Genomic DNA, 24,234 nt, shown 5'->3' with positions numbered 1-24,234 from the left:
GGGCTGCTCCCGAGCGGTCTGGTGGTCGCCGGTCTGGTAACCAGGGCATGGGCGGCTGCTGTGCCACCCGCGTTCGCCCCTGCGCGCGCGCGCCGCGCCGTTCGCCGCGGCGACGTGCGCTCAACCCGTCAGATCCCGCGCCGTCGCCGCCGCCTGATCCACTAGCCACTGCGTGACGACGTCGGCATCCGGCGTGCTGCGCCGCGCGTTACGCACCAGCCAGTAGGCGTGTTCGGTGGCGCTGGCCGCCGGACTGCCGACGAGGGTCAACCGCCGGTCCGCCAGCATGGGCGCAATCAACGCCAGCCGTCCCAGCGCGATGCCGTGGCCGGCCAGCGCGGCATGCACGATCTGGTCGTACTGGTTGAAGCGCAGCATGCCTTTCGGGCGCACACGCCCCAGGCCGCGCGCGTTGAGCCATTCCGACCATTGCAGCCAGGGCCGCGTGGGATCGTCGAATTCCAGCAGCACATGGCGCTGCAACTCGCGCGCATCCAGTTCGCGCGCGTCGAGCGACGGATGGGCCACGGGCACTACCGACTCGCCAAAGAGCCACACGGCGCCATCGGAGACCGTGTTGCGCTCGCTGTAGCGGATGGCGATGTCGACGGCTTCTCGGTCGATGTCGATCAGCCGGTTGTCGGCGGCCACGCGCACGTCGATGTCGGGATGCGCCGCCTGAAAATCGCCCAGCCGGGGCAGCAGCCACAACGAGGCCACGCCGATGGTGGTGGTGACGGTGACAGGCGTGCGCCGCTCGGGGGCGCGCAGTTGTTCGGTCAGGTCGCCGAGCTGACTGAGCCATACATCGGCCATCCGGAAAAGCTGCGCGCCTTCAGAGGTGAACGTTACGCTGCGAAACCCGCGCACCAGCAACGGCACCCCCAGATGCGCTTCCAGTGCGCGGATCTGGCGGCTGACGGCGGACTGCGTGACATGCAGATCCTGCGCGGCAAGCGTGATGCTCATGCGGCGGCCGACGGCGACAAAGCCGCGTACCAGATCAAGCGGAGGTAGTTTCGCTAGCGGGTATGGCATTCGTGAAACTCATGCGTGTCGAGCGGAAAAGTCGCTTGAGCAATAGTACGCCGCGGGCGTCCAATATGACTCAGACGTTGGGTGACCGGGACCAGGTTGTGGTCATCCACCGTGATCGCCGCTGCTGCGGCCGGGAGGGGCGCCATGTTCCAGTTATGTTGCACCGCAGGCATGTCATTCCGTTTGGGCGGCGGCTCGACTATGCTGCTCAAGCGCGCTTCGGGCGTCCGCATCGAGTGTCACGCTGGCGCCGTGTGGGTCTCCGAGTACCGCCGCTTCGATGACAGCGTGCTGCAAGCGGGCGAATCCCTGACCGTGCACAGCGATCGCGACGTCGTCCTCAGCGGCCTGCCGGATGCGCAGGTCGCGCTACTTTCGCAGGGCGGTCAGGCGCAGCGCGCCATCGCCACGCCCCGCTGTGCAGGCCAACCGGAGTTTCAGCCATGACCGCGTCCTTGCCCGATACGCCCCGCATCGAAATGTGGTTCGACTTTGCCAGCCCGTACAGCTATCTGGCGATCGAGCGCATCGACCGTCTTGCGCGCGAGGCCGAGGTCAAGGTGGATTTGCGGCCGTTTCTGCTGGGGCCGATCTTCCAGGCGCAGGGCTGGAACGACACGCCGTTCCGGCTGTTTCCCGGCAAGGGCGCGTACATGATGCGCGACATCGCCCGCCTGGCCGAGAAGTACGGCGTGGTCTACAACCGCCCGCGCCTCTTTCCGCGCATGAGCGTGCTGCCTGCGCGCATCGCGCTGCTGGGCCAGGATGAACCCTGGGGACGCGATTTCTGCGTCGCGGTGTTCCGCGCGAATTTCCAGCATGACCTGGACATTCAGTCCGAAGACGTCGTGCGCGATCTGCTCATTGGCCTGTCGCTGGATGCCGATGCGCTCATCGCCCGGGCCAAGACGGAAAGCGCCAAGGAGGCGCTGCGCAAGCAGGTCGACCGTGCACGCGACCTGGGCATCTTCGGCGCACCGACGCTTTTCGTGGAGGGGGAAATGTTCTGGGGCAACGACCGATTGGAAGACGCACTGGCGTGGACGCGCCGCAAAGCGCCGGCCAGCGCGTGGTCTCCGCATGCGGGCGTGTAGATAGCCGCGCCTGGCCCGCCTCCGCACCTCGCCGGCCGCAACTAGCCGGCCGCACCTGGCCAGCCGCACGGCAACGGCTGTACGTCGTCAGCCGCTCCGCCCAATCAACCTTCGCAAGATTTCTCGTCAACGCATCATCAGCAATGAAAAACGCAAGCAGCGCCTATCGCGGTGCGCCCATGCCGGGCGGCCGTTCGTTCACGCAATTCCGCGCCGCCCGCATCCGGCGGGTGTCCTTCCAGTGGAAACAGGCCGAACGCGCCGGCCTTCAAGACGACACCCACTCCAAAGGCGGCGGTCACGGCAAGCGCGGCTAAGGCGCGCTATCCCTTCGTCACCGGCCCGACGTTCGCCCACTCGTCATCCGAGTACAGCCGCGACCGCAGCAGAAACCGCTTGCCTTCCGCACTGTCCAGCGAAAACGCGCCGCCGCGTCCGGGCACGGCGTCGATGACGAGCTGGGTGTGTTCCCAGTAAGCGAACTGGTCTTCACCGATCCAGAACGGGCAGCCTTCCAGATCGCCCAACAGCACATCCGAGCCGCCCACCATGAACTCGCCCTGGGGATAACACATGGGCGAGCTGCCGTCGCAGCAGCCCCCGGACTGGTGAAACATCAGCGGCCCGTGCTTGGTGCGCAAGGTGTCGATCAGCTGGCGCGCCTCGTCGGTCGCAACCACGCGTGGCGTGTGCTCTGGCATGACGGGATTCCTCTGCAAGCGCGCCGGGCGGACCCGGCGCGCTGGTTGGCCGTGCAAGCGGCTTGGGTTGAAGGGATCAAGCCTGCCGGATCAGAAGAACCCCAGCTTCTTCGGCGAATAGCTCACCAGCAGGTTCTTCGTCTGCTGGTAATGGTTGAGCATCATCTTGTGGTTCTCGCGTCCGATGCCCGATTGCTTGTAGCCGCCGAATGCCGCGTGCGCGGGATAGGCGTGATAGCAGTTGGTCCACACGCGACCCGCCTTGATCGCGCGGCCCATCCGGTAGCACGTGTTGGCGTCGCGCGACCACACGCCGGCGCCCAGGCCGTACAGCGTGTCGTTGGCCAGCGCCAGCGCATCATCCGCATCCTTGAACGTGGTGACTGCCACGACTGGCCCGAAGATTTCTTCCTGGAACACGCGCATCTTGTTGTGGCCCTTGAACACGGTGGGCTGCACGTAATAGCCGCCTTCCAGTCCGCCCTGCATCTGCGCGCGCGAGCCGCCCGCCAGCACGTCGGCGCCTTCCTGCTTGCCGATGTCCAGGTAGGACAGGATCTTTTCCAGCTGCTCGGTGGAGGCCTGCGCGCCCAGCATGGTGTCGGCGTCCAGCGGGTTGCCCTGCTTGATCTCGGCCACGCGTTTCAGGGCGCGTTCCATGAACTTGTCGTAGAGCGATTCCTGGATCAGTGCGCGGCTGGGGCACGTGCACACCTCGCCCTGGTTCAGCGCGAACATGACGAAGCCCTCGACGGCCTTGTCCAGGAAGTCGTCGTCCTGCGCCGCCACATCCGCGAAGAAGATGTTGGGCGACTTGCCGCCCAGTTCCAGCGTGACCGGGATGATGTTCTGCGACGCGTACTGCATGATCAGCCGCCCGGTGGTGGTTTCACCGGTGAACGCGATCTTGGCAATGCGCTTGCTCGATGCCAAGGGCTTGCCGGCTTCCAGCCCGAAGCCGGTTACCACGTTGACGACGCCCGGCGGGAGGATGTCGCCGATCAGTTCCATCAGCAGCAGAATGCCCAGCGGCGTCTGCTCGGCCGGTTTCAGCACCACGCAATTGCCGGCCGCCAGCGCAGGCGCGAGCTTCCACGCCGCCATCAGAATGGGGAAGTTCCACGGGATGATCTGGCCGACCACGCCCAGCGGTTCATTGAAGTGGTAGGCCACCGTGTCGTGATCGATCTCGGACAGCCCGCCTTCCTGGCTGCGGATGCACGAGGCGAAATAGCGGAAGTGGTCGATGGCCAGCGGAATGTCGGCGGCGCGGGCCTCGCGGATGGGCTTGCCGTTGTCCCAGGTTTCCGCCGTGGCCAGGCGTTCCAGGTTGGCTTCCATCACGTCCGCAATCTTCATCAGCATGCGGGCGCGTTCGGCGGCCGGGGTCGAACCCCATTTCGGCGCGGCGCGATGCGCGGCGTCCAGCGCCAATTCGATGTCGCGTTCTTTCGAGCGCGCGTTGCGGCTCAGGGTCTGGCCCGTGACCGGCGTGACGTTGTCGAAGTATTCGCCATCCGCGGGCGACTGCCACTTGCCGTCGATGAAATTGTCGTACTGCGTCCTGAGGTCCAGGCGGGTGCCGTAGGTCTCCGGGGTAACGCGGGTCGCGATATCCATGCTTGTCTCCGTATTGTTGGGATGGTGGCAGTGGGCTGCCTGTCCGGTATCAAGCAAAACGCATGCCAGTCGGGGCATCCCGGCTGGACAGCCCGCCGCACGCGTGCGAAAGTAGTTTTTCGCTTGTTCCATGTCGCAATCCGCGACGGTGTCGCGCAACAGGTGTCGCGCAACGGGTGTCGCAGCACAGGCGTCGCAGAACGCCGGTCCCAGGAGACATACATGGCCTCTCACTCCGGTAGGCAGACGCTGACGCAGGCGCGCCTGCTCTTTAACCAGCAGGGCGCGGTGCCGGGCGGCATGGTTGCCGAACCTATCCTGCGTTCCTGGCGCCGCTGCGCCGACCTGGGCTTCGACATGCGTGGCGTGCGCCGCGCCGATCTCATGACGCAGGGCGAACTGCGCGAAGCCCAGCAGCGCAACGAAGCGCTGCGCCGCATGTCCGAACCCGCCATCGCCTATCTGCGCCGCCAGGCCGGCGGCAGCGGCAACCTCGTCATCCTGTCGGACGCGCAGGGCCTGGTGCTGGACTCGGACGGCGATACGGGATTTGCGCATCGCGCCTCGCGCGTGGCGTTGATGCCGGGCGCGCCGTGGGACGAAGCCGCCGCCGGCACCAACGCCATCGGCACCGCGCTGGTCGAAGGCCGGCCTATCGCCGTGCACGGCGCCGAACACTATTTCGAACCCAACCGCATCCTGACCTGCGCGGCCGTCCCCATCACCGACAGCGAAGGCCGCACGCTCGGCGTGCTTGATCTATCCAGCCAGGCCCGCGACGTACGCCCCGATGTGCTGGCACTGGTGCGCGGGGCAGTGGACCGCATCGAACACCAGTTGTTCGAAAGCGCCTATGAACCCTGCACGGTGCTGCGCCTGCATGCCGACCCCGCCGGGCTCGGCCAGCCCGGCGAAGCGCTGCTGGCCTTCCAGGGCGACCTGCTGATCGGCGCCAACCGGCGCGCGCTGCAGGCGCTGGCGCTGGCGGCGACCGCGCTGGGCGTGTACCGCTACGCGGACGTATTCGACGGCGACATCGAACGATGCCCGGACGCGACGGGCAGGGTGCACACACGCACAGGCGCGGTCTATCACGCGCGGCTGCGCATGCCGCGCTCGCGCGCACCGCAACCGCCCGCCGCGCCCGCGTCGCGCGCGCCGGGCGCGCCGGCCAGGACGCCAGCCCCCAGCTTCGATGCCGCGACGCTGGGCGCGCTGGCGCGCGCCGTGCATCTGGCGGACGCCGGCGTGTCGATCCTGCTGCAGGGCGAAACGGGCGTGGGCAAGGAAGTGTTTGCGCGTCAGATCCATGCGCGCGGCCAACGCGCGGCCGGCCCCTTCGTGGCGGTGAACTGCGCCGCCTTGCCCGAAAGCCTGATCGAATCGGAATTGTTCGGCTACGAAGACGGCGCCTTTACCGGCGCGCGCCGCCAGGGCAGCAAGGGCCTGTTGCGACAGGCGCATGGCGGGGTGCTGTTCCTGGACGAGATCGGCGACATGCCGCTGCTGCTGCAATCCCGCCTGCTGCGTGTGCTGCAGACGCGCGAGGTCTCGCCATTGGGCGCGGCGCGGCCCGTGCCGGTGGACTTCACCCTGGTGTGCGCCACGCATCGGCCGCTGGCGCACGAAGGCCCGGACGCACCGGTGCGTCCCGACCTGTACTTCCGGATTGCCGAATACACCGTCACGCTCGAGCCCCTGCGCGCGCGGGCGGACCGCCTGGAATTGCTGCGCGAGCTGTGGGCGGCGCAAGGCGCGGGTCCCGCGCTGCCGCCCGCCATTGAAGCCGTGCTTGCGGCATATTCCTGGCCCGGCAATTACCGGCAACTGGCGTCGGTGCTGCGCACGTTGCATGTGCTGGCGGGACCAGCGGGCAGGGTGGATGCGGACATGCTGCCCGCGGAATTGCGCGGTGCAGCGAGTGCCGCGAGGATCGAAGCCAACGCGTCGGGCGTCGCGACGTCGGGCGCTATTACGTCTGGAGTCGATACGCCGGACATCGCCACGCCGGGCGGCGATGCATCGCGCACCGCAGCAACGACGCTCGCGCCGGCCGGCGGCTCCGGCGATCTGCACGCCATGACGGACGCCGCCATTCGGGCCGCCTTGGCCGAGCACGGCGGCAGCGTCAGCCGCGCGGCGCGCGCGTTGGGCGTGCACCGCAGCACGGTGTACCGGCGCGGCGCTGCATGGGGCCTGGCTCGGCCGAAATAGCCGTTGGAAGTAGAAATGAGCGAGGGATCAGCCGATTGGCCGATCCCTCGTCTGGCGATGCGCCGCATGACGCATGCGCCGTCCGGCACGGCAAGACGGCAACGCCGCCCGCCGCCGCGGGTTCATCCGATCAGACGCGCCAGTTCCGCGCCAGGATCCTTCGCGCGCATGAAAGCTTCGCCCACCAGGAACGCGTCGACCTTGTGCTCGCGCATCAGCTTCACGTCTTCCGGCTTGAGGATGCCGCTTTCGGTCACGACGCGTTTGCCTGCGGGAATGCGCGGCAGCAGGTCCAGCGTGGTCTGCAAGCTGGTCTCGAACGTGCGCAGGTTGCGGTTGTTGATGCCCAGCAGCGGCGTCTTGAGCGTGAGCGCGACTTCCAGCTCCTTGGCGTCGTGCACTTCGACGAGCACGTCCATGCCCAGCTCGATCGCCAGCGTTTCGTAGTCGCGCAGTTGCGCGGGCGTAAGCGCGGCCACGATCAGCAGTACGCAGTCGGCGCCCATCGCGCGCGCGGCGACGATCTGGTAGGGATCGATCACGAAGTCCTTGCGCAGCACCGGCAGCGCGCACGCGGCCCGCGCCTGCCGCAGGTGGTCGTGCGAACCCTGGAAGAACTGCACGTCGGTCAGCACGGACAGGCAGGCCGCGCCGTGCACGGCGTAGGTGGCCGCGATTTCGGCGGGCGCAAAGCCCTCTCGGATGACGCCCTTGGAGGGCGAGGCTTTCTTGATTTCAGCGATGACGCCCGCCTTGCCTTGCGAGATCTTGTCTTCGATGGCTTGAGCGAAGCCGCGCACGTCCTGGCGCGCCTGCGCTTCGCGCAGGACTTCGGCTTCGCTGCGCATCTGGCGGGCGGCGGCGACTTCCTCGGCCTTGACGGCGAGGATCTTCGCGAGAATATCGTTCATTTCTGGAATGTCCGGGTGTATGCGCAGAATTCTTCCAGCTTGGCTCGCGCCGCGCCGGTGGAAATTAGTTCAAATGCTAGCGCTAAGGCTTCGGGAATGGAATCGGCTTTGTTGCCGGCATAGATGGCGAGCCCGGCGTTCAGGGCGACGATGTCTCTGGCCGCGCCTTCGACATTCTCCAGCGCCTCTATGACAAGCTCGCGCGACTGCTCGCGATTGGACACCTTGATGCTCCGGTTGGACATCATGGATAGCCCGTAGTCCTCGGGATGAATCTCGTACTCGCGGACCACGCCGTCCTTCAGTTCGCCGACCATCGTGGCCCCGCCCAGCGAGGCCTCGTCCATGCCGTCCTTGCCATGCACGACCAGCACGTGGCGCGAGCCCAGCCGTTCCAGCACGCGCACCTGGATGCCGACGAGGTCGGGGTGGAAGACGCCCATCAACTGGTTGGCGGCGCCGGCCGGATTGGTCAGGGGACCCAGGATGTTGAAGATGGTGCGCACGGCCAGTTCCTTGCGGACGGCGGCCACGTTCTTCATCGCGCCGTGGTGGGCGGGCGCAAACATGAAACCGATGCCGGTCTCCTGGATGCATTCGGCCACCTGCTCGGGCGTCAGCACCAGGTTGGCGCCCAGCGCCTCCAGCACGTCGGCGCTGCCGCTGGACGACGAGGCGCTGCGGTTGCCGTGCTTGGCGATCGGCACGCCGGCCGCGGCTGCGACGAACATCGCAGTTGTGGAAATGTTGAACGTGTGGCTGCCGTCGCCGCCCGTGCCGCACATGTCCAGCAGGTCGTTCGGATTGGGCGTGACCACGGGCGTGGCGAACTCGCGCATGACCTGCGCCGCGGCGGTGATCTCGCCCACGGTTTCCTTTTTGACGCGCAGGCCCATCAACAGCGCGCTGGCGATCTGCGGCGACATCTCGCCGCGCATCAGCATGCGCATCAGGTGCAGCATTTCGTCGTGGAATATTTCGCGGTGTTCGATGCAGCGCGTCAGCGCTTCGGAGGGGGAAATCGTCACGGTGCGTCCTTTCAGGCGAGGTTCAGGAAATTGCGCAGCAGGGCGTGGCCGTGCTCACTCAGTACGGATTCGGGGTGGAACTGTACCCCGTATAGCGGCAGGGTCTTGTGCCGCACACCCATGATGTCGCCATCCGGCGCCGTCGCGGTGACCGCCAGGCAGTCCGGCAGAGTGGCCGGATCGATGGTCAGCGAGTTGTAGCGGATGACAGTGTACGGCGTCGGCAGGCCTTCAAAGATGTCAGTGCCCGTGTGCGACAGCTGGATCGTCTTGCCGTGCATGATCTGCTGCGCGCGCACGATGTCGCCGCCGAAGGCCGCGCCGATGGCCTGGTGGCCCAGGCACACGCCCAGGATGGGCTTCTTGCCGGCGTACGCCTGGATCAGCGGCACCGAGATGCCGGCCTCGGCCGGCGAGCACGGGCCGGGCGACACGCAGATCTGGTCGGGATTGAGCGCAGCCACTTCTTCAAGCGTGATCTGGTCGTTGCGCGCCACGCGCACGTCCACGCCCAGCTCGCCAAAGTACTGCACCAGGTTGTAGGTAAAGGAATCGTAGTTGTCGATCATCAACAGCATTTTTTTCTCCTCGGGGCCGTTCTGCGGCCCGGGCGGTGTCGTTTTGGCCGCGAGGCTCAGATGGGTTCGTCCAGGCCGTGCTGCACCTGCTCGGCCGCGCGCAGCACGGCGCGCGCCTTGGCTTCGGTCTCGGCCCATTCGGCTTCGGGGTTCGAATCGGCCACGATGCCCGCAGCCGCCTGCACGTACAGCGTGCCGTCCTTGATGACGCCGGTGCGGATGGCAATGGCCACGTCCATCTCGCCGCCGTAGCTCAGGTAGCCGGCCGCGCCGCCGTAGATGCCGCGGCGCACGGGTTCCAGTTCGTCGATGATCTTCATGGCCTCGACCTTGGGGGCGCCCGTCAGCGTGCCCGCCGGGAACGAGGCGCGCAGGACGTCCATGCTGCTCATGCCGGGGTTCAGGGTGCCGGTCACATTCGACACCAGATGCATCACATGCGAGTAGCGCTCGATCACCATGGTGTCGCTCACCTTCACCGAGCCCACCTGCGCGACGCGGCCCACGTCGTTGCGCGCCAGGTCAATCAGCATGACGTGTTCGGCGATCTCCTTGGGATCGGCCTTCAGTTCGGCCGCCAGCGCCGCGTCTTCCTCAGGCGTGCCGCCACGCTTGCGGGTGCCGGCCAGCGGACGGATCGTGATCTGCGACTTCGGCTCGCCGTTTTCCACCGTGCGTTCCTGGCGCACCAGGATCTCGGGCGATGCGCCCACCACCTGGAAATCACCGAAGTTCCAGAAGTACATGTAGGGGGAGGGATTGAGCGACCGCAGGGCGCGGTAAAGGGAGAGGGGCGAATCGCGGAAGGGCTTGGCGATGACCTGGCCGATCTGCACCTGCATCAGGTCGCCGGCGGCGATATGTTCCTTGGCGCGCAACACGGCCGCCAGGTAGTCCTCTTTCTTGAAATCGCGCCGTTCCTCGGTCTGCATGCTGGCGTGGCTGTATGGAATTTCCACGGGGCGGCGCAGGCGGGCGCGCAGGTCGGTCAGGCGCTGCTGTGCGCGGCTGTAGGCCTCGGGCTGGCTGGGGTCGGCATAGACCATCAGGTAGATACGGCCGGCCAGGTTGTCGACGATGACCAGTTCGTCCACGTGCATCAGCATCAGGTCGGGCGTGCCGCCTTCCATGCCGGCCGGGAACGGCTTGACCGCGGGGCCCAGGCACGGCTCGATGTGGCGCACGGTGTCGTAGCCGAAGTAACCGGCCAGACCGCCGCAGAAGCGCGGCATGCCCGGGCGCAGCGCGACCTTGAAGCGGCTCTGGTATTGCTCGATGAAGGTCAGCGGATCGCCGTCGTGCGTCTCGGCGACCTTGCCGTCATGCAGCACTTCGGTGCGCGTGCCGCTGGCGCGGATCACGGTGCGCGCCGGCAGGCCGATGAACGAGTAGCGGCCGAAGCGCTCGCCGCCCACCACGGATTCCATCAGGCAGGTCATGCGGCCGGCCAGGGGACCGGAGTGCGCCAGTTTCAGGTAGATGCCAAGCGGGGTGTCCAGGTCGGCGTAGGTCTCGGCCACCAGCGGAATGCGGTTGTAGCCTTGTGCCGCAAGGGCCTTGAATTCGATTTCGGTCATGTCGGGTCTCGTAAGCGGTGTCTGCTTTCGGACCGGGCACGCAACAAAAAACCCGGTCCAGTTGACTGGTTCCGGGTTGGGCGCTGTTTACACAGTGTCGGCGCTAGGCGGCAAGGTCGCGTCTAGGGCCGGGAAGGGGAATCATCGCCACCCGGAAGACAAACGCCACCAACGCCACGAGGCGCCGAGCATTTGGTTCTGGATGGAAACGTTCATTTAGCGGTTCGGTAATGAAGTACGCGGAAGTGATGCGCGGTAGTGAATTCTTGCCTGGGTTGCGACGTGCTTCAAGCGGATACTTTTGCGGCGTTCTGGTTTTGATTCCAGAGCGCGACCCACTGTGCGGCGTCAACAAGCGTGTCAACTATACCATCGACATCCAGCTCGCGCACGTCACGTCCTTCGTTGTAGCCATATGGCACCACCAGGACCTGCGTGCCGGCGCTGCGGCCCGCCTGCGCGTCATTGATGGAATCGCCGATCGTCACGGCCTCGTTCACGCCCACGCCCATCAGGTCGCACGCATGGTGGATCTGGTCGGGATCGGGCTTGCGGCGCTCGCAGGTGTCGCCGCACACCACGGCCTCGAAAAAGCCCGCCAGCCCCGTGCGCTGCAAGAGCGGCAAGGTGAATTCCGTGGGCTTGTTGGTGACCACGGCCAGCTTCAGGCCCTGGTCGCGCATGAGTTTCAGGCCTTCGATCACGCCCGGGTAGACCTGCGCGCGCTCGCCGTTGACCAGGTGGTAGTGGCGGTAGAAAGCCTCGCGGGCGCGCTGGAATTCGTCGGGCGCCGGGTCGGCGGCATCGAGCGAACCGGCCAGGCTGCGCCGCACCAGGTTGTCCACGCCCTTGCCGACGAACGTGGCGACCACGTCCTCGCGCAGCGCGATCATGCCAAGTTCAACACGCATGGCGTTGGCGGCAAAGGCCAGATCGGGAATGGAGTCGAGCAGGGTACCGTCCAGGTCCAGCAGCGCGGCGCGAAAAGCGGTCATGTCGGGTTCCTTAGACAGCGGTGGTTTCGCCGATGGCGATCTGGTCGCGCATGGCCTTGATGATGCCGGCGTAGTCCGGCTTGCCGAAGATGGCCGAGCCGGCCACGAACGTGTCCGCGCCCGCGGCGCGGATTTCGGCGATGTTGTCGATCTTGACGCCGCCGTCCACCTGCAGAACGATCTCCTGGCCGCCGGCCTGCATCCACGCATCGATACGGGCGCGGGCCTCGCGCAGCTTGGTCAGCGCTGCCGGAATGAAGCTCTGGCCGCCAAAGCCCGGGTTCACCGACATGATGAGCACCAGGTCGATCTTGTCCATGACGTAGTCCATGTAGGACAGCGGCGTGGCGGGATTGAAGACCAGACCGGCCTTGCAGCCGCTTTCGCGGATCAGGGACAGCGTGCGGTCCACGTGGAGGCTGGCGTCGGGGTGGAAGCTGATGTAGTCGGCGCCGGCCTTGGCAAACTGCGGCACCAGCGCGTCCACGGGCTCGACCATCAGGTGCACGTCGATCGGCACCTCGACGTGGGGGCGGATCGCGGCACAGACCATCGGGCCGATCGTGAGGTTGGGGACATAGTGGTTGTCCATCACGTCCACGTGGATCCAGTCGGCGCCGGCGGCGACGACGTTGCGGACTTCCTCGCCCAGCCGGGCGAAGTCAGCCGACAGGATGCTGGGAGTAATGCGGGTGGAGGCCGTTTGCTTGGACATGATGTTCGGGGTCGGGGAGGGCATAATGTGCCATTATTGCAGTTTGAGGCGCCGCAGCGGGTATGCCCCGGCTGGCGCGCCTGAAATTCCGTCTTTCAAGCGTGGGCGCCCATGTTCCGCCGCCCGCGTGCAGCCACACAGGGAAGGACTGTGAAACCTTACGACCTGAGCGTCTCTGTCTCTCCGCGCTTCGTGCCCGAACAGTCCGACCCCGGCGAACAGCAATTCGTGTTCGCCTACACCGTCCGCATCACCAATACCGGCGAACATCCCGCGCAGGTGATCAGCCGCCACTGGATCATCACCGACGGCAACCAGCGCGTGCAGGAAGTGCGCGGCCTGGGCATCGTGGGGCAGCAGCCCCTGCTGGCCCCCGGCGAGACCTTCGAGTACACCAGCGGCTGTCCCCTGCCCACGCCGGTGGGCACGATGCGCGGCATCTATCACTGCGTCGGCGAGAACGGCATTCCGTTCGAAGTGCCGATCTCCGAATTCGTCCTGGCCATGCCGCGCACCTTGCACTGAGTATGGTCCGGCCTTCCGTTGCACGTTTTTCCCTCTGCACATGAAGCGCATTCTTAGCCTGTCCGTGCTGTCCATTCTGCTGGCGGCATGTTCCACCCCGTCCGATATTCCCCCTGATTCCGGATCCGGTCTGCCGGCAACGCCCGGGGCTCGCACGCCCGCGGCCGACGGTCCGCTCGTCGTGCCGCCGCTGGGCTCGTTGCCCGACACCCCGCCGCGCGCGCTGGCCGGCAAGTTGAAACCCGCCAACTGGTCCGAGCTGCCTGGCTGGAGCGCTGACGACCTGTCCCAGTTCTGGCCCCTTTTCCTGCGCAACTGCAAGGGCCTGATGCGGCCCACCAGCGGCAACCTGGCCGCGCCCGCGCGCGCCACGCCGCGCGCCTGGCAGCCGGTCTGCGCCGCGGCCATCGACCCGGCCCGCGCGCCCGCCGCCGGCGACGCCGAAGGCGTGCGCCGCTTCCTGCAGACCTACCTGCAACCGTGGCGCCTCAATGCGGCCGACGGCAAGCCGGCCACCAATACGGTGACGGGCTACTACGAACCTCTGGTGCGCGGCTCGCGCCGCCAGGGCGGTGTCTACCAATGGCCGCTGTACGCGGTGCCCGCCGACCTGCTGACCATCGACCTGGGTTCCATCTACCCCGACCTGGCCGGCAAGCGTGTGCGCGGCAAACTCGACGGCAAGCGCGTCGTGCCGTACGACACCCGCGCCGCCATCGAATCGTCGTCCGGCCGCCGCCCGCCAGTGGTGGTCTGGGTGGACGACCCCGTGGACAACTTCTTCCTGCAGGTCCAGGGCTCCGGGCGCGTACAGCTGACCGACGGTCCCGACGCCGGCAAGACCATCCGCGTCGCCTACGCCGATCACAACGGCCAGCCCTATGTGTCCATCGGCCGCTGGCTGATCGACCGCGGCGAACTCACCGCCGACCAGGCGTCCATGCAGAACATCCGGGCCTGGGCGCAGCGCAATCCCAAGCGTGTCCAGGAAATGCTCAACGCCAATCCGGCCGTGGTGTTCTTCCGCGAAGAGGCGGTCGTGGATCCTGAACAAGGCCCCAAGGGCGCTTATGCCATCCCGCTGGCGCCGCGGCGCTCGGTGGCGGTGGATGCGACCTTCGTGCCGCTCGGTACGCCGCTGTTCCTGTCCACCACCTATCCCGCGTCGGACCGGCCCTTGCAGCGCCTGGTGTTCGCCCAGGACACCGGCACTGCCATCCGGGGCGCGGCCCGCGCCGACTTCTACTGGGGTTACGGCGAAGAAGCCGGCCAGCAGGCCGGCCGCATGAAGCAACGCGGCCAGATGTGGCTGCTGTGGCCCAAACAGGCCGGGGAGCCTTCCGCACGATGAGCCATCAGATCGTAGTTTGCGGGGCCGGCATCGTCGGCCTGTCCACCGCCCTGGCGCTGGCCCGCCGCGGCCAGCGCGTGGCCGTCCTGGCGCCGCGCGCCGCCGTGCCGCCCGCCGATCCCAACCGCTATCACCCCCGCGTCTACGCCATTTCGCCGGCGAGCCAGCGCTTCCTGGCCGACATCGGCGTGTGGGACGCCATGCCCGCGTCGCGGCTGATGCCGGTGCAGGCCATGGAAATCCACGGCGACGCGGACGGCCAGGTCAACCTCAATGCCTGGCAGGCCGCGCTGCCGCAACTGGCCTGGATCGTCGAATCCGGCGAGATCGAGCGCGTCCTGATCCAGGCCGTGCGCATGTTCGGCATCGCGTGGCTGGAAGACCGCTGCACCGGCTACCAGAACGGCGCGATCGACACCGAAAGCGGCGCCCGCATCCAGGCCGAACTCTTCGTCGGCGCCGATGGCGCAGCCTCGCCGCTGCGCGAGGCGGCCGGGCTGAAGCACGAAGCCCAGTCCTACAACGACACCGGGCTCGTCGTGCATCTGGATGCGGAACTGCCGCACCAGGGCACCGCAATCCAATGGTTCCGCGACGACGGCGTGCTGGCGCTGCTGCCGCTGCCCGATACCGCGGACGGCCCCCAGGTTTCGATGGTGTGGTCCATGCGTAGCGAACTGGCCCAGCAACTGCTGGACCTGCCGCAGGAAGCGCAAACCGCCCGCCTGGAAGCGCTGCTGGCCGAGGCTGCCGAAGGGCGGCTGGGCCGCCTGAAGGTCCGCAGCAAGCTGCACGGTTTTCCGCTGACGCTGGAGCGCGCCCAGATGGTGGCGCCCGGCATCGCGCTGGCCGGAGACGCCGCGCACCGCCTGCACCCGCTGGCGGGGCAGGGCCTGAACCTGGGGCTGGGCGACGTCGAGGCGCTGGCCCGCATCGTCGCCGAGCGCGAACCCTACCGGCAGGCCGGCGACCTGCGCGTGCTGCACCGCTACCAGCGGGCGCGCGCCGAACCGGTCCTGGCCATGCGGCTGGCGACCGACGGGCTGCACAAGCTGTTCGGATCGAAGGCGACGCCGCTCGTCTGGCTGCGCAACGCCGGCATGCACTGGGTCGAGGGCGCGCCGCTGATCAAGCGCCGGCTGATCGCGGGGGCGTCGGCCAATTAGGGCTGAATCCCAGCCCAACCCGGGCCAATTCGGCCAAACCCGGCCCGATTCGGTCCGATTCGGCCAAACCTGGCCCGATTCGGCCCGACGCCGGCGCCGGGCGGAACCTGCGGCGGCCGGCGCCCGTCTGATACGGATCCGCCCACCCGCCGCCTGCCGCGGCCGCCCGACCCGGATCGGTTACGCTTTCCGGCTGAGCACACGACTGACAAGACCAGGAGTACCGATGAAATTCCGCATTCCCGCCACGCTGGCGGCCTGTTTCCTCGCCGCGGGTATCGGCTTGTCCGCCACGGCACATGCGCAGGGCGCAAAATCCGTCTCCACACAATCCGTGGGGCAGGCGGCCAAGGGCGAAAAAAGCGTCTCCACCACCGAACTCGATCCGCAGTCGGCCGCCGTCAAGGAACGCTTTCAGCAGCGCTTTTCCGGCATGAACGTCACGACCGTGCGCCGCACGCCTTATGGCCTGTTTGAAGTGCAGCTCGGCATGGACCTGATCTACACCGACGAAGGCGTGACGTGGGTCATGGAAGGACCGCTGATCGACGCCGCGACGCGCCGCGACGTCACCCGCGAATCCCAGGAAAAGCTCAGCGCCGTCACGTTCGACCAGCTGCCGCTGGACCTGGCGATCAAGCAGGTCAAGGGCGACGGCTCGCGCAAGGTCGCGATCTTCGAAGACCCCAACTGCGGCTATTGCAAGCAGTTGCGCAAGACGCTTGAAGATGTGGACAACCTGACCGTCTACACCTTCCTCTACCCCATCCTGTCGCCGGACTCCAAGGTCAAGGTGCGCAATGTCTGGTGCGCCAAAGACCAGGGCAAGACCTGGGACGACTGGATGCTGCGCGGCAAGACGCCGCCCAACGCCGAATGCGACGTGCCCGAAGACAAGCTGCTGGAGCTTGGCCAGCAACTGATGGTGCGCGGCACACCGACACTGTTCTTTGCAGACGGCTCGCGCATCAGCGGCGCGCTGCCGCTGGACCAGCTCAAGGCCCGTTTGAACTGACCGGCGCGCGTCGCGCCGGCCCGGGAAAGGGGGGCGCGGCAAGCGCCATCCCTCCCGGAGACAAGATTTGAAAATCGCAATACTCGACGATTACCACGACGTAGCCCGGCGCTATGCGGACTGGACCTCGCTGGGCGGTGACGCCGAGGTGCAGATCTTCAACAACTTCATTCCCGACGACCAGGTCGAGGCCTCGCTCGAGCCCTTCGACGTGATCGTCGCCATGCGCGAGCGCACGCCATTTCCCGCCGAGCGCATCCGCGCCCTGCCCAAGCTGCGCCTCCTGGTCACCACCGGCATGCGCAACAACGCCATCGACATGCAGGCCTGCGCTGAGCAGGGCATCGTCGTGTCCGGCGCGCCCGGCAGTGCCGACGCCAACACCGCCACGGCGGAACTCGCGTGGGCGCACATCCTGGGTCTCTTCAAGCACCTGCCCGCCGAAGACGCCGCCATGCGCCGCGGCATGTGGCAGACGGCCATGCCCGAGCCGCTGGCCGGTAAGCGCCTGGGCGTGGTGGGACTGGGCAAGCTGGGCGCCGCGGTGGCCAAGGTGGGTCTGGCCTTCGGCATGGACGTGGTGGCCTGGAGCCCCAACCTGACCGACGAGCGCGCCGATGCCGCAGGCGTCACGCGCGTGGACAAGCACGAACTGTTTTCCACGTCCGACGTGGTGAGCCTGCACCTGATCCTGTCCGATCGCAGCCGCAACGTGGTCGACGCCACCGCGCTGGCCGCGATGAAACCGACCGCGTATCTGGTCAATACCTCGCGCGCCGGACTTGTCGATCAGGAAGCGCTGATGGACGCGCTGGTGAAGTTCCGCATCGCCGGCGCGGGGCTGGATGTGTATCCCGAAGAGCCGTTGTCGCCCACCGACAGCGTGCGCGACCTGGACAACGTGATCCTGACCCCGCACCTGGGTTACGTCAGCCGCGAAAACTTCGAGGCCTTCTACCAGAACTGCCTGGAAGCCGTGAAGGCGTGGGCAGCGGGCTCGCCGATCCGGGTGTTGAACGCCTGATAACGCCCGAACATAAAAATGGGGCTGCCTATCGCAGCCCCATTTTCATTTGGGATGGTCGCGTTGCACGCGGCGCATCACCCGCGCGAGAACACCACTTTCTTCTCGATGATCGCGCCCGGCTCCAACGCCGGCGGCGTATCGCCGCACGCATCGTCCGACTCGTCCGTGGGATCGACCGTATCAAACGCCGTGTCGCCGTTGGCATCCGGCACGCCCGTGGGCTTCAAGCCGACGAAATCGAACAGGTCGCGGTCCATCAGGTGCGAAGGCACCACCCGCGACAGCGCATTGAACACGTTCCACGACCGGCCCGGGTGCTGCTTGTCCCACTCCTTGATCATGCGGCCCACTTCCTTGCGCTTCAGGTTCTCTTGCGAGCCGCAGAGATTGCACGGAATGATAGGGAACTGCTTGAGTTCGGCGTAGGCGATCAGGTCGGACTCGACCACGTACGCGAGCGGGCGGATCACCGTGTGGCGGCCGTCGTCGGACACCAGCTTGGGCGGCATTCCCTTGGCCTTGCCGCCATAGAACAGGTTCAGGAAGAACGTGGCCAGGATGTCGTCGCGATGATGGCCCAGTGCGATCTTCGTGGCGCCCAGTTCCGATGCGACGCGGTACAGAATGCCGCGACGCAGCCGCGAACAGAGCGAGCACATCGTCTTGCCCTCTTCCAGCACGCGCGTCACGATCGAATACGTGTCCTGCGTCTCGATGTGGAAGGGGACGCCCAGTTCCTTCAGGTACTGCGGCAGGATGTGGTCGGGAAAGCCCGGCTGCTTCTGGTCCAGGTTCACCGCGATCAGTTCAAACTTGAACGGCGCGCGCTTCTGGAGCTGCAGCAGGATGTCCAGCATGGCATAGGAATCCTTGCCGCCGGACAGGCAGACCATCACGCGGTCGCCTTCCTCGATCATGTTGTAGTCGGACAAGGCGCGCGTGGTCTCGCGCGCCAGCCGCTTGGTCAGCTTGTTGCCTTCGTGGCGTGCCTTTTCGTCGGCAGGCGTGCGAAATTGCACGCCGGGGGGAGCGATATCGTTCATGTCAGCGATTGATCTGGATTTCCACGCCCACCGCCGCACAGTCGGAGAAGGCCATGGGCTTGCTGATGCGCAAGCGCAGCGCGCGGATTTCCTGGAAGTCCGCCAAGAGGCGCGCCGCCACTTGTTCGGACAGGGTTTCGATCAGGTTCACGTGGGCCTGCGTGCATTCCTCGACGATGGCCTCGCGCAGCCGGCGGTAGTCCAGCACGCTGTGGATATCGTGGTCGTCCACCGAACGCTGGATGTCGACGTCGAATTCGGCATCGACGTGCAGGGGCTGGGTGGCGCGGCGCTCGTGCTCGAGGATGCCGATGCGGGCGTCGAGCGCAAGGCCGGAAAGAATGATGCGGCGAGTGGGCATGATGAAAACCTGGGTGGAATAGCCCGAATTGTAAGGCGGCGGCGGATGGGGGGACGCGCTGGCTACAATTCGGCCATGTCCGGGCGCCCGCGAGGCGCCGGCGCAGTCAATAAGGGGTGAAATGCAACAGATGCACGATTCGGTCATTGTAGGCGGCGGCCCGGCCGGCGCCTCCTGCGCCCTCTGGCTGGCGCGCCTGGGCCTGTCGCCGCTGCTGGTCGAGGCCAGCGCCCGTCTCGGCGGGCTGGGCAATGACAACCCGTTCGCCGACGACTGGATCGCCGTCTTGCCGGGCGTGACCGGCCAGCAGGTGGCCGCCAACATCGACACCAGCGTGCGCGCCGCCGATGTGCCGGTACGGCTGGAAACCCGCGTCACCGGCGTGCGGCCCTGCAAGGGCCGCATCGAGGCCACGCTCGCCGGTCCGGACGGCCAGGAAACCCTGGCCCGCGCCCGCACTCTGGTCATTGCCTCCGGCGTGCGCGCGAAGGGACTGCCCGACCACCCTCCGGGCGCGTCCTGGCCGGGCGTGCTGATCGGCCCCGGCTCACCCATCGTGGCGCAGGACTATTCCGGCCTGTCGGTCGCAGTGCTGGGCGGGGGCGACAACGCCTTCGAAAACTACGTCTACGTGCGCAACCGCGGCGCGCGCAATGTCCATCTCTACGCCCGCAGTGTGCGCGCCCAACAGCAATGGGTGACGCGCGCCGGTACCGAAGGCGTGCACATCGGACCCTACAAGGTCGACCCGGCCACCCGCAGCGTGGACGGCCGGCAGTACGACCTGATCCTCGTCTTCTACGGCTGGGAACCACAGGCCGCGTTTGCCGACGTCCTGAGGCTCGCGCGCGACGAGCGCGGCTACATCCGCACCGACTTCGCCACCGCCGAGACCAGCGTGCCCGACATCTACGCCATCGGCGAGGTCGCGCACCGCATGCACCCCTGCGTGGTGACGTCGATGGCGGATGGCGTGGTCGCGGCCAAGGCCATCCAGCGGCGCTGGGAGCGCGCGGGGGCGTAATACCTGACGCCCGGCGGCCGCCACTGAACACGCCGGCCGGCCGCCGCAGCGTTGGCCGGCACGGCCATCGTGGCGCCCGCGGCAGTTAAACCGCGTCGGCCAGAATGCGTACTTCAGCCCAGGCGAACCCACACCTCCGGATTCCGGAATAGGCAATTGCCACCCCCGCGCCCACACTCGTGCTCACGAGTTGACCAATCAATGGTCACGCAGGGAGACAAGCATGATGTGTGCGCATCGCTGGCTGGCAGCCGGCGCGATGGCCATCGCCATCGCGAATCCGGCGCAGGCGGCCTGGCCTGAACGGCCCATCACCCTCATCATCCCGGCCGCGCCGGGCGGCACCACCGACATCTCGGCGCGCCTCATCGCCGACAAGCTGTCCGCCAAGCTCGGCCAGCAGGTCATCGTGGAGAACCGCGCCGGCGCCGCCGGCATCATCGGTGCGCAGGCGCTGGCGCGCGCCAAGCCCGACGGCTACACGCTGCTGATGGGCAACATCGGTCCCAACGCCATCAACTACGCGCTCTACAAGACGCTGCCCTACAAGCCCGCCGACTTCGCGCCGGTGACGCTCGTGATCTCGGTGCCCAACGTCCTCGTCGTCAACGAGGCCTCGCCCGCTCGCAGCGTGGCCGATCTGCTGGCGCAGGTCAGGCAGGATCCTTCCAAGGTCTCCTTCGGCAGTTCCGGCGCAGGCCAGTCCCCGCACCTGTCCGCCGAAATGTTCAAGCAGCGCGCCGGCATCCCCGGCACGCACGTCGCCTACAAGGGCGCCGGCCCCGCCGTGGCCGCGCTGCTCGGCCAGCAGTTCACCTTCATGATCGACAACCTGCCCAGCTCCATGCCGTACATCCAGGCCGGCAAGCTACGCGCGCTGGCCGTCACCAGCGACAAACGCCTCGCCGAATTGCCGGACGTGCCGACCATGGCCGAGGCCGGCGTCAAGGACATGGTGGTCACCGCGTGGTTCGGCCTGGTCGCACCCGCCGGCACGCCGCAGGACGCCATCGACAAGCTCTACGCCGCCACGCGCGACGTGGTGCGCAGCCCCGAGATCAGCGAACGCTTCAAGGCCATGGGCGGCCAGGCCGGCGGCAACACGCCCGCGGAGTTCGCCGCCTTCATCGACCAGGAACGCGCCCGCTGGAAAAGCATCGTGGACGCCGCCGGTCTCGTGCAGGAGCAATAAGTGATCGACAAGATTCAGGAATCCATGGCGCAGGCCGTGGCCGTCATTCCCGATGGCGCATCCGTGCTGGTGGGCGGCTTCGGCGAAGCCGGCGTGCCCTACGAACTGCTGCACTGCCTGGCCGAACTGGACCGGCGCAACCTCACCATCATCTCCAACAACGCCGGCACTTTCGAACGCGGCATCGCCGCGCTGCTGGTGCGCAAGCAGGTCCGCAAGGTCATCTGTTCGCACCCGCGCCCTCCCAACTCCGACGCCTTCGCCCGCGCCTACCGCGCAGGCGAGGTCGAACTGGAGTGCGTGCCCCAAGGCACCCTGGCCGAACGGCTGCGCGCCGCCGGCGCAGGACTCGGGCCGTTCTATACGCCTACCGGCTACGGCACAGAACTGGCCGAGGGGCGGCGCCAGGAAGTCATCGACGGCATCGGCTACGTGCTCGAGCAGCCCCTGCGCGCCGACTACGCCCTCATCCGCGCGCATCTGGGCGACCGCTGGGGCAACCTCATGTATCGCCACGCGGCGCGCAACTTCAACCCCGTCATGTGCATGGCCGCCGGACACGCCATCGCGCAGGTCGACGAGATCGTGCCGCTGGGCGCGCTGGTGCCCGAGCAGATCATGACGCAGGGCATCTTCGTGAAATCCGTCGTGCGCGTGGAGGCCTGACATGCAAGACATCATCGGCCTGACCCGCCAGCAGATCGCGCAGCTGCTGGCCAGCGACATTCCCGACGGCGCCATCGTCAACCTAGGAATCGGCATGCCAACCCTGGTCGGCGACTACTTGCCCAGCGGCCGCGAAATCCTGCTGCACAGCGAAAACGGCATCCTCGGCATGGGCCCCGCCGCCACCGGCAACGACGTCGACCCCGACCTCATCAACGCCAGCCGCCAGCCCATCACGCTGCTGCAAGGCGCGTCCATCACCGAACACACGATCTCTTTCGCCATGATGCGCGGCGGCCACCTGGACTACGCGGTCCTGGGCGCCTTCCAGGTGTCCGAACGCGGCGACCTCGCCAACTGGAAAACCGACGCCCCGGACGCCATCCCCGCCGTCGGCGGCGCAATGGACCTGGCCGTTGGCGCCAAGCAGGTCCTGGTCACCATGGAACACCGCGGCCGCGACGGCACGCCCAAGATCCTGCGGCAATGCACCTATCCGCTCACCGGCAAAGGCGTGGTGTCGCGCATCTATACGGACCTTGCCGTCATCGACGTCATGCCCGTGGGTTTGGAGGTGCACGCGATGAAGGCGGGCGTGACCGAAGACTTCCTGCGGTCGATCACCGACGCGCCGCTGCATTTTCCGCAATCGCCGCGAACGATCGTCGTGGATGACACGAGCGTGCCTCGATACGCGTAAACGTCGAGCGCCTGGAAAAAGAGCTACCGGTGTTTCTCACCCCTGGCCGCCGTACTTACCGCTGCGCCGTGCCTGGCTGCGATCGCCGTCGCTCAACGTATTAGCGCTGTCGACGTTAGTCACGTGCTGTCGCTCAGGACACGACGGCAGATCAATCGGATCGTTTCAAGCATCGGCTAGCACCAGAACAATTTGGTTCACTAATAAGACTCCTCTGATTTACACACAATATCGGCAGCTTCTAAAAGCGGTAGTGCCACTTGGCACCAAGGACGACCCATGCGGTCCGTCGCTTCCGGAAGCTCGCCATGCCAACCCAAACCGATCTGCGCTTCGCGTTCGCCGCCGGCGAAAACTGCGTCGAGGCCGTCAATTTCACGCTGCCTGAAGTCAGGTCCGAGACTATCCCGCTTGAGGAGGAGCTGGCCAATGCCGAGCCGGCGGTTCACTTCGGCAGGGCGCGGGAGCGGGCCAGATGATTCGGAGAGCCGTACAAGCGTTTGCCCGTGACGAACGCGCACCCAATGACCATCTTTACCTCTTGTTGGACCCGCTCGCGCCGTGCGCGCCACAAGATCCCCTTAGCATTCAGTCACTGACCCACGCGTTGGGGGAACATGCGATCGCGCGCGTAATGCGGCCATACCTTTCCCATACGCCCGACGCGTGCCCGGCGCTTGTACAACTGGCCTCACCGGGGGGTGCCGCCGAAATTTCTCTGCTCGCCGCCGCCGAACGTTCTGCGCGTGATGATGCCAGCTATAAAAAGCGCTATGTGTGCGGATGGCTGACCAGTGATCAACCCCTCGCTGCGCTCGCCGATCACTTGGCTGCGCGCTGCCTGGATGTCATCACGCCAATAGCTGGAAAACGCATGACACCGTGGTTCGAGCCGTTGCGGCTTGAACTGCTCGCGGCATCCATGGAGCGCGCCTTTCCTGCTCTGCTGTGGCCCGTAAAGCGTTGGCTTTGTCCGACCAGTTGCGGCACCTACACCTTGTTTCGCGGTGCCCACCGAAGCTGGTTTGGAAAACCCGCTAGTTCAGCAGGCTCAACAGCTTGCGCCGCTTGTCGGCGACTTCCTGGATGCCTGGCGCGTCGCGCTTGGATTTCCCGTGACGTATGCCCCCATGCGCTGGCGTGGCCCTACGATTCTTCCGCCCCAGGCAGCCGTGCATGGTTTCTGGATGATCTGCGACGCATTGAACTCGCACTTGCGCCTGAGCGCGGACGTCATCGACCTGTGCATGCATCGCGTGTTTATTCATTCCAATCTGCCACGGCATCCAGAAATACAGGACGACATTAAGGCCGCAGTCGCAGGGCAGTCCACATTGCAAGCGCGTTTTGAAAACTACGACGACTTTGCGTGGCAACGCATCGTTGCGTCATTACCTCCCGCCGCGGACTACACATGAACACCAGCAAAACCCTGACCCAGGCCCGGCGCCAGGCGGCTCCCAATCCCACCGGCACTTGCGCCGCCTGCGAACGTACCGGTTTACCGATCCTGCCGCTACGCCTTGCAATCATGCCGGTCACCGACGGGCTCAGGCAGCATGGCGCACTGAGTCAAAAATCAATTCAGACTGCATTGCGTGTACTGCGGCAAGGTTATGTCTACGTCTTGCTGGACAAAGAAATCTGGCATGCCTATCAGGTCACACCGGAGGGCTACCTGCGCCAGTTCAAT

Annotated in this window: 27 protein-coding genes; 16 read left to right on the top strand and 11 right to left on the bottom strand. The window is 66.6% G+C overall.

The features are described from left to right. Positions 1-120 precede the first annotated feature (120 nt). Entirely contained in the window at positions 121-1,038 is a 918-nt protein-coding gene (locus tag B3098_RS13955; RefSeq protein ID WP_286897146.1) for a LysR substrate-binding domain-containing protein, read from the bottom strand. Between the two features lie 171 nt (positions 1,039-1,209). Here B3098_RS13955 and B3098_RS13950 point away from each other — a divergent pair, with 171 nt between their 5' ends. The 3 genes from B3098_RS13950 (at position 1,210) to B3098_RS13940 (ending at position 2,449) form a co-directional block, all read left to right on the top strand. Beyond that, complete coding sequence (locus tag B3098_RS13950; RefSeq protein ID WP_286897144.1) at positions 1,210-1,485, top strand: DUF2917 domain-containing protein; 276 nt, start codon at positions 1,210-1,212, stop codon at positions 1,483-1,485. Continuing rightward, positions 1,482-2,132: a 2-hydroxychromene-2-carboxylate isomerase gene (locus B3098_RS13945; RefSeq protein ID WP_175139589.1), complete on the top strand. Its 651-nt coding sequence runs from the start codon at positions 1,482-1,484 to the stop codon at positions 2,130-2,132. Before B3098_RS13950 ends, B3098_RS13945 begins: the two co-directional genes overlap by 4 nt. Before the next feature lie 143 nt (positions 2,133-2,275). Then, positions 2,276-2,449 carry a hypothetical protein gene (locus B3098_RS13940; protein ID WP_218342270.1) on the top strand — a complete coding sequence of 58 codons (174 nt, stop codon included), beginning with the start codon at positions 2,276-2,278 and terminating at the stop codon, positions 2,447-2,449. 6 nt (positions 2,450-2,455) lie between these two features. Here the strand turns inward: B3098_RS13940 and B3098_RS13935 are convergent, their stop codons facing one another. Both B3098_RS13935 and adh read right to left on the bottom strand, forming a co-directional pair. Next, the gene (locus tag B3098_RS13935) at positions 2,456-2,833 is read right to left on the bottom strand and encodes a DUF779 domain-containing protein (protein WP_175123723.1); all 378 of its coding nucleotides are present in this window, start codon (positions 2,831-2,833) and stop codon (positions 2,456-2,458) included. Positions 2,834-2,923: 90 nt separating this feature from the next. Then, complete coding sequence (adh, locus tag B3098_RS13930) at positions 2,924-4,453, bottom strand: aldehyde dehydrogenase (protein ID WP_175123722.1); 1,530 nt, start codon at positions 4,451-4,453, stop codon at positions 2,924-2,926. Positions 4,454-4,675: 222 nt separating this feature from the next. Between adh and B3098_RS13925 the strand changes: the two genes are divergently transcribed. Further along, entirely contained in the window at positions 4,676-6,667 is a 1,992-nt protein-coding gene (locus tag B3098_RS13925; RefSeq protein ID WP_286897141.1) for a sigma-54-dependent Fis family transcriptional regulator, read from the top strand. A 122-nt stretch (positions 6,668-6,789) separates the two neighbouring features. Here B3098_RS13925 and trpC read toward each other — a convergent pair whose 3' ends face one another. The 6 genes from trpC to rpe all read right to left on the bottom strand — a co-directional run bounded on the left by trpC (position 6,790) and on the right by rpe (position 12,495). Beyond that, positions 6,790-7,578, bottom strand: coding sequence for an indole-3-glycerol phosphate synthase TrpC (gene trpC / locus B3098_RS13920; protein WP_175123721.1), 789 nt, complete (start codon positions 7,576-7,578; stop codon positions 6,790-6,792). Beyond that, positions 7,575-8,606: an anthranilate phosphoribosyltransferase gene (trpD, locus tag B3098_RS13915; protein WP_056565041.1), complete on the bottom strand. Its 1,032-nt coding sequence runs from the start codon at positions 8,604-8,606 to the stop codon at positions 7,575-7,577. Before trpD ends, trpC begins: the two co-directional genes overlap by 4 nt. A gap of 11 nt (positions 8,607-8,617) precedes the next feature. Next, positions 8,618-9,184: an aminodeoxychorismate/anthranilate synthase component II gene (locus B3098_RS13910; protein ID WP_105237103.1), complete on the bottom strand. Its 567-nt coding sequence runs from the start codon at positions 9,182-9,184 to the stop codon at positions 8,618-8,620. 56 nt (positions 9,185-9,240) lie between these two features. After that, positions 9,241-10,761: an anthranilate synthase component I gene (trpE, locus tag B3098_RS13905; protein ID WP_175123720.1), complete on the bottom strand. Its 1,521-nt coding sequence runs from the start codon at positions 10,759-10,761 to the stop codon at positions 9,241-9,243. Between the two features lie 287 nt (positions 10,762-11,048). Next, positions 11,049-11,756, bottom strand: a complete 708-nt coding sequence (locus B3098_RS13900) for a phosphoglycolate phosphatase (protein ID WP_286897137.1) — start codon at positions 11,754-11,756, stop codon at positions 11,049-11,051. A 10-nt stretch (positions 11,757-11,766) separates the two neighbouring features. Beyond that, a complete protein-coding gene (gene rpe, locus B3098_RS13895) occupies positions 11,767-12,495 on the bottom strand; it encodes a ribulose-phosphate 3-epimerase (protein WP_286897135.1) in 729 nt (242 codons plus the stop codon). Between the two features lie 126 nt (positions 12,496-12,621). On the opposite strand from rpe, the gene apaG reads away from it, so the two are divergent. From apaG to B3098_RS13870, 5 genes are all read left to right on the top strand, one after another. Next, positions 12,622-12,996, top strand: a complete 375-nt coding sequence (apaG, locus tag B3098_RS13890) for a Co2+/Mg2+ efflux protein ApaG (RefSeq protein ID WP_056319266.1) — start codon at positions 12,622-12,624, stop codon at positions 12,994-12,996. A gap of 40 nt (positions 12,997-13,036) precedes the next feature. Beyond that, on the top strand, positions 13,037-14,347 hold the full coding sequence (locus B3098_RS13885) for a murein transglycosylase A (RefSeq protein ID WP_175123719.1): 1,311 nt from the start codon (positions 13,037-13,039) through the stop codon (positions 14,345-14,347). Then, positions 14,344-15,513 (top strand): UbiH/UbiF family hydroxylase, encoded by a 1,170-nt coding sequence (locus B3098_RS13880; protein WP_175139586.1) that lies wholly within the window; start codon positions 14,344-14,346, stop codon positions 15,511-15,513. Before B3098_RS13885 ends, B3098_RS13880 begins: the two co-directional genes overlap by 4 nt. A 226-nt stretch (positions 15,514-15,739) precedes the next feature. Further along, the gene (locus tag B3098_RS13875) at positions 15,740-16,528 is read left to right on the top strand and encodes a DsbC family protein (protein ID WP_286897129.1); all 789 of its coding nucleotides are present in this window, start codon (positions 15,740-15,742) and stop codon (positions 16,526-16,528) included. Positions 16,529-16,595: 67 nt separating this feature from the next. Next, positions 16,596-17,552 (top strand): D-2-hydroxyacid dehydrogenase family protein, encoded by a 957-nt coding sequence (locus B3098_RS13870; RefSeq protein WP_286897127.1) that lies wholly within the window; start codon positions 16,596-16,598, stop codon positions 17,550-17,552. A 77-nt stretch (positions 17,553-17,629) separates the two neighbouring features. Here the strand turns inward: B3098_RS13870 and ttcA are convergent, their stop codons facing one another. After that, positions 17,630-18,598, bottom strand: a complete 969-nt coding sequence (gene ttcA, locus B3098_RS13865; RefSeq protein WP_191576457.1) for a tRNA 2-thiocytidine(32) synthetase TtcA — start codon at positions 18,596-18,598, stop codon at positions 17,630-17,632. Between the two features lies 1 nt (position 18,599). After that, the gene (folB, locus tag B3098_RS13860) at positions 18,600-18,959 is read right to left on the bottom strand and encodes a dihydroneopterin aldolase (protein WP_056565007.1); all 360 of its coding nucleotides are present in this window, start codon (positions 18,957-18,959) and stop codon (positions 18,600-18,602) included. A 121-nt stretch (positions 18,960-19,080) separates the two neighbouring features. On the opposite strand from folB, the gene B3098_RS13855 reads away from it, so the two are divergent. The 7 genes from B3098_RS13855 to B3098_RS13825 all read left to right on the top strand — a co-directional run. Beyond that, complete coding sequence (locus B3098_RS13855) at positions 19,081-19,983, top strand: NAD(P)/FAD-dependent oxidoreductase (protein WP_286897125.1); 903 nt, start codon at positions 19,081-19,083, stop codon at positions 19,981-19,983. Positions 19,984-20,206: 223 nt separating this feature from the next. Next, positions 20,207-21,175 carry a Bug family tripartite tricarboxylate transporter substrate binding protein gene (locus B3098_RS13850; protein WP_286897123.1) on the top strand — a complete coding sequence of 323 codons (969 nt, stop codon included), beginning with the start codon at positions 20,207-20,209 and terminating at the stop codon, positions 21,173-21,175. Beyond that, positions 21,176-21,841, top strand: a complete 666-nt coding sequence (locus B3098_RS13845; RefSeq protein ID WP_286897121.1) for a 3-oxoacid CoA-transferase subunit A — start codon at positions 21,176-21,178, stop codon at positions 21,839-21,841. 1 nt (position 21,842) lies between these two features. Continuing rightward, positions 21,843-22,541 carry a 3-oxoacid CoA-transferase subunit B gene (locus B3098_RS13840; RefSeq protein ID WP_286897119.1) on the top strand — a complete coding sequence of 233 codons (699 nt, stop codon included), beginning with the start codon at positions 21,843-21,845 and terminating at the stop codon, positions 22,539-22,541. Between the two features lie 308 nt (positions 22,542-22,849). Beyond that, positions 22,850-23,020, top strand: a complete 171-nt coding sequence (locus tag B3098_RS13835; protein WP_286897117.1) for a hypothetical protein — start codon at positions 22,850-22,852, stop codon at positions 23,018-23,020. A gap of 546 nt (positions 23,021-23,566) precedes the next feature. Then, the gene (locus B3098_RS13830; protein ID WP_286897115.1) at positions 23,567-23,959 is read left to right on the top strand and encodes a hypothetical protein; all 393 of its coding nucleotides are present in this window, start codon (positions 23,567-23,569) and stop codon (positions 23,957-23,959) included. After that, the coding region (locus tag B3098_RS13825; RefSeq protein WP_349677757.1) for a toxin VasX at positions 23,956-24,234 on the top strand (279 nt) is incomplete at its 3' end. The genes B3098_RS13830 and B3098_RS13825, both read left to right, overlap by 4 nt.

The sequence above is a fragment of the Achromobacter sp. UBA2119 genome (assembly GCF_002331005.1).
Lineage (GTDB): Bacteria > Pseudomonadota > Gammaproteobacteria > Burkholderiales > Burkholderiaceae_B > Achromobacter > Achromobacter animicus.
The sequence above is the reverse complement of the archived record's forward strand: the minus strand, read 5'-3'. Positions and strand labels throughout refer to the sequence as shown.